The following is a 12,597-nucleotide window of genomic DNA, read 5'->3' on the forward strand; positions in this document are numbered from 1 at the left end:
TGCTCAGGAAGGCCGGTCACCCGTCGAGCGGGGACGCTGACTGCATCCTGGCGCCGAAGACCCGATCGCGCATCCAGATCGTCGGCGACCGGCTCGAGGTGACGGGTCTGCCGAAGAATTCCATCTTCAACTATCAGTATCGGATCGACGACGGGCCGGTGTCGAACGCAATGTTTCCCACGGCGCAGATGCAGGAAATCGGGGTGATTTCGCTGAATGGCGATGTGCTCAAGAGCATCCTGAACGGCCGACGATTCAGCATCCGCCTGCTCGACAGATGGCACGAAGCCATCACGGAGGAGATCAGCCTCGCCGGCCTGCGCAGCCTGCGCGACCAGCGCGCGGACGCCTGCAAGTCGTCAGGGGCCGAGGGACAGCCGAGCCGAGCGCCCGGCTCCGGGTGAACGCCTCGGTCCCGTTCGGCACCCAGGTCATCCTGCCGGTTCGGCCGCGATCTCTCGCGGCACATCCGCGGATGCGCGTCGATCTCGCCGAGCACAAGGGCCTGTCCGGCGACGTAGTGCGCCTGATGGCGCTCGGCGGCGCCGGCCTCGCACGGTTCGGCCGGTCCTACGTCTCCGCGGATCTCGCCGCAGGGCGGCTCGCGCCGGTGCTGGAGCCGTTCAGTCCCGCCATTGCCGACCGGTGCCGACGTCTTACCTGCTGCGCCTAACGACAGGCCTCGACGCGGCGTCGGGGGGAGAGGACATCATGAAGAGTCTCACCGCCACCCTGGCGGCGGCATTGTCCATCGCGCTTGCGAACGACGCGGCGCGCGCGGCCGAGCCCTCCGCCGCGCCGGCGCCTGCCATCGAGCAGGTCGCACAATTCGACGGCGCCATGCCGACGGGCGTCACTGTCGCGCCCAACGGGCGGATGTTCGTGAATTTCCCGCAATGGGGCGACAACGCGCCCTTCACCGTGGGGGAGGTGGTGAACGGGACGACGGTGCCCTATCCCGATCTCGCGACGAACCAGCCCGATCCGGCCGCCCCGGCCGCGCATTTCATCTCCGTGCAGAGCGTCGTCGCCGACGGCGCGAACCGGCTCTGGGTGCTGGATACGGCCGCGCCCGGCTTCCGCCCGCCGCAGCCGGGCGGTGCCAAGCTGGTGGCGATCGACCTCGCCACGAACACGATCGTCCGCACCATCGTCCTGCCCGACAGCGTCGTTTTGCCGACGACCTATCTCAACGACGTCCGCTTCGACCTGCGCCAGGGCGAGGCCGGCGTCGCCTACATCACCGACAGTTCCAACGCGGGCATCGGCGGGATCATTGTGGTGGACCTCGCCACCGGAAAGGCATTCCGCCGCCTCTCCGGCCATGCGAGCACCGCGCCGGAGCCCGACTTCACCCCCGTCGTCGATGGCGAGCCGCTGATGAACCGCCCCGCCAACGGGCCGGCGAAGCCGGTCCGCGTCGCCAGCGATGCCATCGCGCTCTCGGCGGACGGGTCGCTGCTCTATTACGGCCCGCTCTCCGGCCGGACGCTCTATGCCGTGCCGACCGCCGCCTTGCGCGATCCCCGGGTGAGCGAGGCTGATCTCGCCGGCCAGATCCGCGACATGGGCGCCAAGGGCGCCTCGGACGGGATCGCCGAAGACGATCGCGGCCGGGTCTTCGCCGGCGATTACGAGCACAACGCCATCCGCGTGCTCGACCAGGGCAAGTGGTCCACCGTGGTCACCGATCCGGCCATCAGCTGGCCCGATACGCTGTCGATCGGGCGCGACGGTTACCTGTACTTCACCGCCAACCAGTTGCACCGGCAAGCGGGCTTCCACGAAGGCCGCGACCTTCGCCGCAAGCCCTACGCGGTGCTGCGCATCCGGATCGACAGCGGGCCCGTCCTCCTGACCCGCCCCTGAGACCGCGTCGCGGCTGAGGCCTGCGCCGGATCGCGTGGACGTTCTCCGGCGACAGATCCGACGCCCGGCTGCCGTGATGACGGACCTCGCCGCGCCTCACCGCGCCGGTGGCCTTCTCGAGGGGGCGAGATCGGCCAGCCGAAAGGCTGCCCGGCATGACCCCGTGCCAGGGCCTCCCCCTGACCTTGGGCGCGGGGGCGCTGCCGCCAAGCTCCAGGGCCGGAAGCTGCGGCGGCGGGGACGGCTCCGGGATCTGCCCGTTCGGCTCCAGGATCCGCGTTGCGGCGGTGGATGATCGGCGCGCGAGAAAGCACTCTTGATCGCGTCATGCTGGCGTCGGATCAGCAGGATCCCGTCCGCCTTTTGCGGTGTCCCGACGTCGAAGCGGGCCGGCGGCTTTCGGCCAAGCCAGGCGGCGTGCATCGCCGGCGTCTCGACGCGCCGGGTGGACGATCTCGTGCAGGCCATGGGTCTGTCGGGCATCTCGAAGTCGTCGGTGTCGAAGCTCTGCAAGGACATCGAAGAGCGCGTGAACGCCTTCCAGCAGCCCGATCAGGACGCGGCGCGCATCGCTCTCCAGCATCCGGCCGAGCAACTCCGTAATCGCTGGCCGAAACTGGAGGACCTCATCGAAGGCACGGGCGACGATGTTCTGGCTCGCCTCAGCTTCCCGATCCGGCATCGGACGGAGCTACATTCGACGAATCCGTTGGCGGCCCTCACCCCGACGCTGACCGACGACACCATCACCCTTCCACCGCGAGCCGCCTGACGATGGCCGCGCCCATTCCATCCCGCAAGTCCACCGCATTGACGGACGAAGCCGATCAACTCGCATCGGATGCGCGAGCGGGACGTGCTGGGGTTTCAGCCACAGACCTGAGGCGGTCCGCCGCATTTTGCCAGGGAGGAACCGAGATCACATCTCACGCGGTTCGTCCTGAGCCTTCGACATCGGCCGCGACATGATCGCGGGTTTAGCTCCATGGCCTCCATCAAAATTCGTGCGTCCGCTGACGGGACCTTTGCGGTCTGCCGGAATGGATCCGCCGTCGCCTCTGGCCTGACTCGAGCCCAGGCCGACCACCTGGTGACGGTGCTCGGCTGGATTTCCTGAGGCCTCCGAGATCCCTCCCACCGCCTGCACTGGATGTGCGAGCGGCGTTCATCGGGAAGAGCCGGTTTGGATTGAAATGTCTCGAATCAGACATTAGGCCGCCGCCGCCGGCTTCAGGCTGGCCGTCCACGTCCGCCTACCGTTCGCCCCTCAGCGACAAGGGCGGGCGTGGATGCCAAGGGGGCGCGAAACGCTAACCCCCCAAGCTCGGCTGCGTCGTCGCTGGCTTGGCGAACCCTCGCTGAAACTTCCTGCTCCCCCACGCCGTAGCGTAGGCGTTCCAGGCCGACGTGGAGGCGCTGCGGTGACGTTGATCAGTCTGGCTTGCTTCGTGGCTGGAACGGCTTCAGCCGCGGCGTCTCTCATCAGCGACCGTCTGCGCGTCATTCTAGAAGCCGCGGGTGGCTCCTTGTTTTTGGTCGGCCTCTGCGTGCTCGGCGCAGAGCTGCCGCTGTTCAGATAGGGCCCACCGCAGCCTCTGGCGCGCTGACCCAGACCGATGGTTCAGGGGATCGGCTGACTGCGGCGAGGATGTCGGTGGCGGAATTGGTCCAGACGAAGGGTTTGGCGCGCCGAGTGTGCTCGGTGATGTCGCGTTTGATCGCCGCCTGCAGGTCGACGACGCTGGTGAAGGAGCCGCGTCGCAACCGACGACAGATCAGCGCCGGGAGGAAGCCCTCGGCCGCGTCGAGCCACGAGGCCGATGTCGGCGTGACGTGGAACGTCCAGCGCCGGTGGCGGGCGAGCCTGGAGCGCCCCTTCGGGTGTTTGTGAGTGGTGACGTTGTCGAGGATCGCCTGGATCGCCTTGTCGGACGGGACGGCGGCCTCGACGGCGTCGAGGGACCGGATGACCTCACGGTTCCGGTGGCGCTGCATGCCGCGGCCGAGCACCGTGCCCGCCAGGACGTCGAGGGCTGCAAACAGCGTCGTGGTGCCATGACGGGCATAGTCGTGGTTCGGGCGGCGGGATGGCCGGGGGCGAGCGGACGGTCGGGGCGGGTGCGCTCCAGCGCCTGGATCCGGTTCTCCTCATCCTGAGCCGGTCGAAGGATCGTCGATGGACAGCACCACCGCGTGGGCGGGTGGGTCTTGTGTCATGGCCAACCACGTCTTCGACCTGGGCGGCGAGGGCCGGATCGCGCGAACGCTTGAAGGCGCGCAGCCGGTGCGGCCGGAGGCGGTGAGCTTTCCGGATCCGCTGCACGGCGCGTAACGAGATCCCCACAGCACGGGCTACGGCACGGCCGGTCCAGCGGGTGACCTCGCCCGGCGGCTCCCCGCAGGTCAGCGCCGGCACCCCGGCGACCGTCTCTGTCGAATGGGGTGGTGCCCCGGTCGGGCACGTCTTGTCGCGCAGCAGACCTTCGACGCCCGCCGGGCGACGTCCTGGACGCTCAGGCGCTCGGCCGAGAGCAGAACGATGCGGGCGCGCCGGACGTGCTCGAGCGGGCGAGATCGATCCTCGGCGATCGCAGAGAGCCAGGTCGTGTCGGTTGCCGTGGGAAGCACGCAGACGGTCTGAGCCATTGCCCAGGCGCGTACAGCTGATCCCACTCGTGAATCCTGCGTCCGCGTCGCTGCACGAGCGCTCGCTCAAGATGACGTCGTACTGCGAGAACTCATGGTGACCGTCAAGGTCGGAAGATGAACCGTCGGGCCCGCTCGGACTGAGGATTGGTGAAGAAATCCGTTGGCGCCGCAATCTCTCGGATGCGGCCCCCGTCCATGAAGACGATTGTGTCGGCGATTTCGCGCGCGAAGCTCATCTCATGGGTTACGATCACCATGGTCAGCCCCTCCCGCGCAAGCTCGCGGATGACGCTCAGCACCTCTCCGACCATCTCGGGGTCGAGGGCGCTGGTGGGCTCATCGAAGAGGATGACCTTGGGCCTCATGGCGAGCGCGCGACTGATCGCGACGCGCTGCTTTTGACCGCCGGACAGCGTGTGCGGGTAGACGTCGGCCTTCTCGGTGAGGCCGACACGGGCCAGGATCGCGCGGCCCTCCTCCTCGGCCTCTCGCTTGGGACGGCCGAGGACGTGGACCGGCGCCTCGGTCACGTTGCCGAGCACGGTCAGATGCGGCCAGAGGGCGAAGTGCTGGAACACCATGGCGATGCTGGTTCGCGTGGATGCCAGCTCGCGCCGTGCCATCGGCCTCGTGGCCCTGCCATTCCCGCTCCGCCCGATGGGCTTGCCGTCGATGTGAACGGAGCCCGCGCTCGGCTCCTCAAGCCAGTTGAGGCAGCGCAGAAAGGTCGACTTGCCCGAGCCGCTCGGCCCCAGGATGCAGGTCGTCGTGCCGGGCGCGAGGTCGAGGTCGATGTCACGCAGGACTTCGAACCCATCGAAATCCTTGCACAAACCCCGGACCGAGATCGCGGCGTCAGTCTCAGCCATAGCGTCCCTTCCTGACCCGCTCCATGCGGCGCACGCCCGCCTCGACCACGAACGACATGAGCAGGTAGAGGCCGACCGCGGCGGCGAACGGCGCGAAGGGCGTGAAATGGTTCGCACTGACGAAATTCGCCGCGAAGGTCAGTTCCTGCACCGTGATGATCATGAGGAGCGCGCTGTCCCGGATGGTCGTGATCACTTGGTTCCCGATCACCGGGGCAGCGGTTATGGCGACCTGGGGCAGGATGATGCGCCGGTAGATCAGGCTGCGGGACAGGCCGAAGGCGTGCGCCGCCTCGATGTTGTCCGGAGCGACGGCGCGGAAGGCCGCCCGAAAGATCTCCGCGAGGTAGGCCGTCGTGTAGACCGTGAGCGACATCAGTCCGGCCCACCAGGGATCGAGTCTGAGGCCGAATTCGGGGAGGCCGTAATAGACGACGTAGGCGAGCAGCAGGAACGGCACGCACCGCAGGAGATCGACGGCCTCGGCGAACAGGCGGCGCAGCGGATCCGGCGCCTCCGTGAGCACGACGGCGCCGAGGATGCCGATCGGGATGCTGAGCAGGAGGCACCCCAGTACGAGCGACAGGGTGTTGGCCGCCCCCCAGAGGAAGACGTCCCGGCTCTCCCAGACGACCAGAAGTCCGTTCACGGGCGCGCCAATCCGAATCGCCGGGCGATCCTGCGCTCGACGACGCGCTGGCCGCGCACGAGCGTCGCGATCAGCGCGGTGTAGATGAGCGTCGCGACGAGGAAGGGAGGCAGCGGCTCGTAGGTCTCTGCGCCGATCCGGCCGGCTGCGCGGGTGATCTCGACCACCCCGATAACGGCCACGGCTGGGGTGCACTTCAGGAGGATTGTGACCTCGCTGACCAGGGGCCCGAGATTGGCCCGCCAGATTTGCGGGAAGACGATGCGGATGAAGGTGGCTCGCTCCGACATGCCGAAGGCGGCAGCCGCCTCACGTTGATCCCGGGGAAACGTCACGAGTGCCGAGCGCCAGATCTCGCTGCTGAACGCCGCCGTATTCAGCGTGAGCGCGACGATGGCGGCCGGAACCGGTTCGAGCTCCAATCCGGCCGCCGGCAGGACGAAGTAAACGAACAGGACGAGCGTTACGAACGGCGTCGCCCGGACGAGGCTGACGAAAGCGGCGAGAAGAGCCGGGACCCCGGGAATGCGGCCTTCACGCAGGAGCGCGAGGAGGAGGCCCAGGGGCAGGCTCAGCAGTATGCTGACCGCTGCCAGCGCGGCGGTAACCACCGCGCCGTCGAGAATGGTGCGTATCGCTGGCCACGTCATGGCCGTCACTCTCCGCGTCCGGGTCTGTCGCCCCGCGCTCCCAGGCTACTTGGTCGGTGCGGACGGCATGTCCTTGAAGGCCCGGCCGAGCCACTTCTCCTGCAGAGCGTAGAGCTCTCCGCTCGCGCGCACCTTCGCCATGAACTGGTCGAGGTAGGCCAGGAGGCCGTCGTTCCCCTTGGCGACGGCCCAGGCCGCATAGGTTGGCGCGCCGACCGCCTCGCCCATCCTGAAGCGCTTCGGCTGGTCCTTCGTCAGGCTGACGAGGTTGACGACGCCATTGATCACGTAGTCGAGCCGGCCATTGGCGAGGTCCTGATATGCCTCCGGCAGGGAAGTGTACTGCACCACCTTGCCGAGCTTTCCACCTGTCTTCGCCAGCGTGGGTTCGAGATCGGCCAGGGCCGCGTAGGACGCGCCGCCGGATTGCACGCCGACCGTCTTGCCGGCCAAGTCGGGGACACCCTTGATCCGGGTCTCGTCCGCGCGGACGACGTAGTATTGCGTCGCTTCGGCGATCGGCATCGTGAAGCTCAGGCTCTGGATCCGATCGGGGGTGATGACGGCCGCCGTCAGGGCCACGTCGTATTTCCCGGTCGCGACCCCGGCCAGAAGCCCCGTCCAGGGTATGATCTGCTGGTCGATCTTGAACGGCGCCTCCTTGCGCAGCAGCGCGAGGAGGTCGTGGTCGAGGCCCATCGGCTTGCCGTTCTCGACGTACTCGAACGGCTTGTAGCTGTCCTCGGTCGCGACGACCATGGACCCCTTGGCCTTGATGTCGTCGAGGCTCGCCGCAGAGGATTGGGACGCCCCGACGCTCAAGCTCAGCGCCGCCGCGGCGGCGATGGCGAGGATCTTGTCCCGAACGGAAGCCATGGCTCAGTCCTTTTGCTCGCTCGACGAAAGGGATGGCGCGGCGCCCCGACGGGCGATCAGGTCGATCTCGACCAAGGCATCGTAGGCGAGCCCCGTCGTGCCTACGCAGGTTCGCGCCGGCAGGCGGTCGTGCGGGAAGAAGGATTTGTACGTCGCGTTGAACGCCGCGTAGTCGCGCTTGAACTCCGTCAGGAAGGCCCGCGCGACGACCACGTGCTCCAATCCCAGGCCGAGCCCGGCCAGGATCGTTGTGAGGTTGGCCATGACGTTGCGGGTCTGCGCCTCGATGCCGTCCGGCAGGAGGCCGGGGTTGGACGGCGTGTCTGGCATCTGCCCCGTGACGAAGACGAAGCCGTCGACCTCGACCGCGTGACTGAAGGGAGCGACCGGCTGCGGCCCGTCGGAGACCATGTGGAAGAGCATGGCCGACGGGTCTGATTCTGGCTTCGGCACCGCGATCTCCGTTCCGCAGGCTTGACCCGCGCGATGTCCCGGACCCAGGGTCGGGACCGTATTGTCATGATCAAGTTAGGCGACATTGTCGGACCTGGCGCGCGGATATGAGCGGCATCGCGCTTGAATTTCGGTCGTGGCTGCGGTCCGACCGAGACAATGTGTAGGACAATCGGTGCAGGTATGAGTCGACCCGGATGGATCGATGCCGTCGAGCGGACGGCCGGGGCTCGCTATTCGGCCATCGTCGGCGCGGTCGAGATCGCGCTGCGGGCCGGCGTCTTGCGACCGGGCGATCGGCTGCCGCCGCAGCGCGACTTGGCCGCATGGCTGTCGCTCAACATCGGGACGGTCAGCCGGGCCTATGCCGAGATGCAGCGGCTGGGCCTTGTCAGAGGCGAGGTCGGCCGCGGCACCTTCCTCAACCCAGTGCAGGATCCGGACGGACCGCCATCCCTTCGGGAGCCGGTCCCACGCCAGACCTTCGTCGACCTGTCCCACAACTTCCCGGCGCATGCGATGCATCACCCTGCGCTGGCGCTGATCCGCCCCGAACTCGACGGCGCCGTCGATCTCGGGGGCCTGCTCGCGAGCCAAGTCGACGTCGGTCTTCTCAGGCATCGGACCATTGCAGCACGATGGCTCGGTCGCTTCGGGATTGAAGCCCCGGCCGACGAGGTGCTGGTCACCTGCGGCGGCCAGCACGGCCTGCTGCTCTCCCTGATGGCGCTGACGCATCCGGGCGATGCCGTCCTGGCCGAGGAGCTGAGCTTCTACGGCCTGAAATCCGCGGCCGGCATGCTGGGTCGCTCGCTGGTTGGGGTCCGCATGGATCGCGAAGGCATCGTGCCCGAATACCTCGACGTGGTCTGCCGCCGGACCCGAGCGAAAGTCCTCGTCTGCACGCCGACGCTGCACAACCCGACCACCGCCACGATGTCGGACGAACGGCGGCGGGAGGTGGCCGAAGTCTGTGCGCGCCACGACGTCCTGATCGTCGAGGATGATGTCTACGGCTTCCTGCCCGACCCAATCCTGAGACCGCTGGCTGCGTCAGCGCCGGACCGAGTCGTCCACATCTCAAGCTTGTCGAAGCTTGCGGGCCCGGGATTGCGTATCGGCTTCCTGCGGGTGCCCCGGCAGCTGGTCTCTGCTTTCGGTATCGCGCTGCGTGCGACCACGCTGATGGCATCGCCATTCAACGCGGAATGGGCGACGCGCCTTCTGGAGTCGCGGCGGATCGATCAAGTCGTCGCCGCGATGCGTGCGGAAACGCAAGCGCGGCAGGCACTCGTGGCTGGTCTCCTGCCTCGGCAAGCCATCCTCACCCAACCGAACGCGTACTATTTCTGTCTGAAGTTGGGGAACGGCTGGTCGGCGGAAGCCTATACGCAGGCCGCGGAGGAAGCCGGGGTCGGGGTTACGCCGATCAGCCTGTTCGAGGTGTCGTCGTTGCATCAAAGCGATACTGTCCGCGTCTGTGTCAACGCAGCGCCCGATCGCGAAACGCTTCGAGAGGCACTGGAGAAATTGGCGGGCCTGCTTGAGGCGGGTGCACCGCCTACGGTTCGATTCAGGGGCGCGGTGTGAGACGGGGCTCCACCGCTTTGGTCCCCTGACGACGCGTCACGGGGCGTCGACATCACTCCGGAGCGATCGCGCGCCCTTCGAATTCCTGCGAATCTCCGCCAACCAGCACGCCGCCGACGCGATGCTCCGGCCCGCCCTGACGTGAGATCTGTCTGGCTCGACGTCCGCTTCGGAGGCGTTGTTCATCGGATTTGAACGTCCGGGTCGAGCGCGAAGCCGAATGTCTGGTTTCGCGCACTCAGGTGATTTGGCGTGACGTAGTCTGGCCGAAAGCGGAATGTCTGCTACGAGGTCGATCTTCCGGAAAAGCAGACGGCTTCGTAACGAACCGACTGGAACGCTCGCCAGCCCAATTTGAGGTCACGTAGCACGAGAATAGTGCAGTACCATACAGATCTCTGCGTATCCGAGGATCTGAATCGCAATCGGTCGCCCGTCTACGTAACTTTCCGTTGCCCTTTTTCCGCAAGTGGCAACCTAAAATGGGCAAATGATGGTCGATCCCCCTTCACAAGGTCGCACATATGGCTAAGCTTCGATCAGGCCGCAATTATTTCTGAACTTGGTCTGTCGAGGGTGAGTCGATGCTAGGGCGTTTCTTGTTGTCGGCCAGCGCGGCCGGCGCGATCATCGTACTGAGTCTGGCTCCGACCCCCTCTCTCGCGCAAAGCGCGGGTGCGGTATTCGGCGGCTTGGCCGGCGGCGTCCTCGGCGGCGTCATCGCCGGCTCGATTGCCGCGCAGGCGGCGCGTGAGCGCCCCGTCGTCGTCTATGCCGCGCCGCGCCGTACCGTCCGCGTCATCCATGAGGTGCGGCGCGTGCCAGCGCCCCGGCGGAAGGTTGTTCGCGCAAATCGCCAGCCCATGCAGCCAGCCGCCGGCCCGACGGGAGCGCAGGTGGTGAACGCATCGGCAGACCCCTTCGCATCGCCGCGGGGCAATGCCACGACCTCGGTCAATCAGACGCGCTGAGAACCACTTCCAGGACGCCCGCCGGATCGACGCGCATGTCTCGCATGAAGGTTGCCCTCGCCGTTCTGGCGGCCGTCGGCGGCGTGGCTCAACCCGCCGCGGCCTCGCCCGCGCCCCCGAAGCTTACGGTCGACAAGAGCTTCGGCAAGGTCGCGGGCTGGTCCATCGGCTACAGCGAGAGCCTCGGCGGCTGCCTGGCGGCGGCGAGCTACGGCGACGGGACGACGCTGTGGTTCGGCTTCAACGGTGCCCGCGGCGCGTCGTACCTGGCCCTCACCAACGCCAAGTGGCGCTCGCTGGAGGTGGGCGGACAGTACGAGCTCCACATGATCGCGGGCCGCCAGAAGTGGCATGGGACGTTCACGGGCTTCGAGCGCGGCGACGCGCACGGGCTGTACCAGTCGGGGCTGAAGGAACGCTTCGTGGCCGATCTGTCCGAGGCCGGCAGCATCAACGTGATCTTCAAAGGCCGGCAGATCGCCGTGCTGTCCCTCGTCGGGTCCACGGAGGCGTTCGACGCCGTCATCGGCTGCCAGAAGGACGTGACGACGGCGGCCGCGAAGGCAGAGCCCGCGCCGGATAACCCGCGCAAGCTCGAAGCCGGCATGACCAGCACCGGAACCGGCTTCTACGTGTCGGAACGCGGGCACCTGCTAACCAACAACCACGTGGTCGAGGCGTGCTCGGATATCTCCGTGCAGCAGCCCGGCCATACCGCCCTCCGGGCCCGTCTTGTCGCCCGGGACGCCGCCAACGACCTCGCGGTGCTCACCACCGATTTTCCGCAGAAGGTGGTGCCGCCGCTCTCGATCCGGGCGCGGCTCGGCGAGAGCGTCTACGTCTACGGCTATCCGCAGAGCAACGTCCTAGCCTCGACGGGAAATTTCACGATCGGCAGCGTCACCGCAACGGCGGGTTCGGGTGATGACACCCGCAAGATCCAGATCTCGGCGCCGGTCCAGCAGGGTAACAGCGGCGGACCGGCCCTTGACCAGTTCGGCAACGTGATCGGGGTGGTGCAATCCAAGCAGGTCGCGTTCGCCTCCGGCGACGTGCCGCAGAACGTGAACTTCGCCATCAAGTCGACGATAGCCCTCAACTTCCTCGAGGCGAACGGCGTCGAGGCGCCGATCAACGTGCGCATGACGGACCCGATGGACGGCGCCGCGATCGCCGAGAAGGCCCGCGACTTCACGGTTCAGATTACCTGCCGTTGAGGCTGGCCCGGTCGTAACAGGGCCGCTCTCCGGCGGCCGACAGCTCGGGCGGGATCGCGCCGCGATCGGGGGATCCTCCGTCCGCGTGTGTCTGCCCTGCCACGGCCCGCGACAATCACCTTGAGTTCCCGCACGCAATCTCAGCGCGCGTACCTTAACCACTTAAGATTGTAGGCGCGTTAACCTGCGGACGTGTAAGTCGAAAGTGGCAATCGTGTTCGAGAGACACTCCGGTGCTGAACTTGAGCAGTTCTAGCGAGATCAGGCCGAGATCCGCAGCAAGTCTTGGACTCCTTGTGCTGATCGGTGCTCTGGCCTGTAACGCGTCCTCGGCACGCGACGGCGATCCGGGTGTCGGGGCTGTTCAGTCCTGCGACCATCTCGCGAGCGCTTCGTGGGATCCGGATGCCCCCGATGCGCAGCGGACCGTCAACTTCCGGGATCTGCGCGCCGGCGCGGCCATAGCGGCCTGTCGGGCGGCGGTCGCCGAGGCCCCGCGGCTGCGCCGGCTCCATTTCCAGCTCGGCCGCGCCTACGACCGTCAGGGCGCGAACCAGGATGCCTTCGAGGCCTATCGGCGCGCGGCCGAATTGGGCAGCGGTGCGGCCAAGGTCAATATCGGCATCCTCTACCAGCAGGGGCGCCGATTCGAGAAGAGCGACGCCAAGGCGCGCGCGCGGTTCCGCGACGCGGCCGAGACCGGCATCCCGGAAGGGATGTACTGCTACGCGGTCGCCCTGGACAACGGGATCGGCGGTTCTCCCGACGCCGCGGCGGCCAGGACTTGGTACGTAAAGGCCGCCG

Annotated in this window: 13 protein-coding genes and 2 pseudogenes; 9 read left to right on the forward strand and 6 right to left on the reverse strand. The window is 67.3% G+C overall.

Annotated features, from left to right (window positions below; translation table 11 throughout):
• From I53_RS33645 to I53_RS02835, 4 genes and pseudogenes are all read left to right on the forward strand, one after another.
• A partial coding sequence (locus I53_RS33645) for a hypothetical protein (protein ID WP_043346400.1) occupies positions 1-404 on the forward strand: 404 nt, incomplete at its 5' end.
• A complete protein-coding gene (locus I53_RS02825; RefSeq protein ID WP_043346403.1) occupies positions 401-673 on the forward strand; it encodes a hypothetical protein in 273 nt (90 codons plus the stop codon). The genes I53_RS33645 and I53_RS02825, both read left to right, overlap by 4 nt.
• A 38-nt stretch (positions 674-711) precedes the next feature.
• A complete protein-coding gene (locus I53_RS02830) occupies positions 712-1,869 on the forward strand; it encodes an L-dopachrome tautomerase-related protein (RefSeq protein WP_043346406.1) in 1,158 nt (385 codons plus the stop codon).
• A gap of 409 nt (positions 1,870-2,278) precedes the next feature.
• Positions 2,279-2,590, forward strand: a pseudogene (locus I53_RS02835) (transposase); the annotation flags it as partial.
• Between the two features lie 851 nt (positions 2,591-3,441).
• On the opposite strand, the pseudogene I53_RS35660 reads toward I53_RS02835, so the two are convergent.
• Positions 3,442-3,948, reverse strand: a pseudogene (locus I53_RS35660) (IS630 family transposase); the annotation flags it as partial.
• Positions 3,949-4,045: 97 nt separating this feature from the next.
• Here I53_RS35660 and I53_RS35665 point away from each other — a divergent pair.
• A complete protein-coding gene (locus tag I53_RS35665; protein WP_286009567.1) occupies positions 4,046-4,201 on the forward strand; it encodes a hypothetical protein in 156 nt (51 codons plus the stop codon).
• Between the two features lie 418 nt (positions 4,202-4,619).
• Here I53_RS35665 and I53_RS02845 read toward each other — a convergent pair whose 3' ends face one another.
• Genes I53_RS02845 through I53_RS02865 form a run of 5 tightly spaced genes read right to left on the reverse strand, consistent with a single transcriptional unit; the run spans position 4,620 to position 7,985 of the window.
• Positions 4,620-5,387, reverse strand: a complete 768-nt coding sequence (locus tag I53_RS02845; RefSeq protein WP_043346410.1) for an amino acid ABC transporter ATP-binding protein — start codon at positions 5,385-5,387, stop codon at positions 4,620-4,622.
• Complete coding sequence (locus I53_RS02850) at positions 5,380-6,036, reverse strand: amino acid ABC transporter permease (RefSeq protein ID WP_043346412.1); 657 nt, start codon at positions 6,034-6,036, stop codon at positions 5,380-5,382. Before I53_RS02850 ends, I53_RS02845 begins: the two co-directional genes overlap by 8 nt.
• The gene (locus tag I53_RS02855; protein WP_043346416.1) at positions 6,033-6,686 is read right to left on the reverse strand and encodes an amino acid ABC transporter permease; all 654 of its coding nucleotides are present in this window, start codon (positions 6,684-6,686) and stop codon (positions 6,033-6,035) included. Before I53_RS02855 ends, I53_RS02850 begins: the two co-directional genes overlap by 4 nt.
• A gap of 45 nt (positions 6,687-6,731) precedes the next feature.
• The gene (locus tag I53_RS02860) at positions 6,732-7,562 is read right to left on the reverse strand and encodes a transporter substrate-binding domain-containing protein (RefSeq protein ID WP_043346418.1); all 831 of its coding nucleotides are present in this window, start codon (positions 7,560-7,562) and stop codon (positions 6,732-6,734) included.
• A gap of 3 nt (positions 7,563-7,565) precedes the next feature.
• On the reverse strand, positions 7,566-7,985 hold the full coding sequence (locus tag I53_RS02865) for a RidA family protein (RefSeq protein ID WP_051044636.1): 420 nt from the start codon (positions 7,983-7,985) through the stop codon (positions 7,566-7,568).
• A 213-nt stretch (positions 7,986-8,198) separates the two neighbouring features.
• On the opposite strand from I53_RS02865, the gene I53_RS02870 reads away from it, so the two are divergent.
• From I53_RS02870 to I53_RS02885, 4 genes are all read left to right on the forward strand, one after another.
• Positions 8,199-9,605, forward strand: a complete 1,407-nt coding sequence (locus tag I53_RS02870; RefSeq protein WP_043346421.1) for a PLP-dependent aminotransferase family protein — start codon at positions 8,199-8,201, stop codon at positions 9,603-9,605.
• Positions 9,606-10,189: 584 nt separating this feature from the next.
• Positions 10,190-10,576 carry a hypothetical protein gene (locus tag I53_RS02875; protein WP_148291055.1) on the forward strand — a complete coding sequence of 129 codons (387 nt, stop codon included), beginning with the start codon at positions 10,190-10,192 and terminating at the stop codon, positions 10,574-10,576.
• A 35-nt stretch (positions 10,577-10,611) separates the two neighbouring features.
• Complete coding sequence (locus I53_RS02880) at positions 10,612-11,793, forward strand: serine protease (RefSeq protein WP_043346426.1); 1,182 nt, start codon at positions 10,612-10,614, stop codon at positions 11,791-11,793.
• Between the two features lie 296 nt (positions 11,794-12,089).
• On the forward strand, positions 12,090-12,597 hold a 508-nt coding region (locus I53_RS02885), incomplete at its 3' end, for a hypothetical protein (RefSeq protein WP_251982193.1).

Origin of the sequence: Methylobacterium sp. B1, assembly GCF_000333255.1 — a bacterium.
GTDB classification, from domain to species: Bacteria; Pseudomonadota; Alphaproteobacteria; order Rhizobiales; family Beijerinckiaceae; genus Methylobacterium; species Methylobacterium fujisawaense.

Excerpts from the sequence above, each read along its gene's own strand:
- I53_RS02830 (WP_043346406.1), top strand. The coding sequence starts at position 712 with ATGAAGAGTCTCACCGCCACCCTGGCGGCGGCATTGTCCATCGCGCTT.
- I53_RS35665 (WP_286009567.1), top strand. The coding sequence starts at position 4,046 with ATGGACAGCACCACCGCGTGGGCGGGTGGGTCTTGTGTCATGGCCAAC.
- I53_RS02845 (WP_043346410.1), bottom strand. The coding sequence starts at position 5,387 with ATGGCTGAGACTGACGCCGCGATCTCGGTCCGGGGTTTGTGCAAGGAT.
- I53_RS02855 (WP_043346416.1), bottom strand. The coding sequence starts at position 6,686 with ATGACGTGGCCAGCGATACGCACCATTCTCGACGGCGCGGTGGTTACC.
- I53_RS02860 (WP_043346418.1), bottom strand. The coding sequence starts at position 7,562 with ATGGCTTCCGTTCGGGACAAGATCCTCGCCATCGCCGCCGCGGCGGCG.
- I53_RS02865 (WP_051044636.1), bottom strand. The coding sequence starts at position 7,985 with ATGCTCTTCCACATGGTCTCCGACGGGCCGCAGCCGGTCGCTCCCTTC.
- I53_RS02870 (WP_043346421.1), top strand. The coding sequence starts at position 8,199 with ATGAGTCGACCCGGATGGATCGATGCCGTCGAGCGGACGGCCGGGGCT.
- I53_RS02875 (WP_148291055.1), top strand. The coding sequence starts at position 10,190 with ATGCTAGGGCGTTTCTTGTTGTCGGCCAGCGCGGCCGGCGCGATCATC.
- I53_RS02880 (WP_043346426.1), top strand. The coding sequence starts at position 10,612 with ATGTCTCGCATGAAGGTTGCCCTCGCCGTTCTGGCGGCCGTCGGCGGC.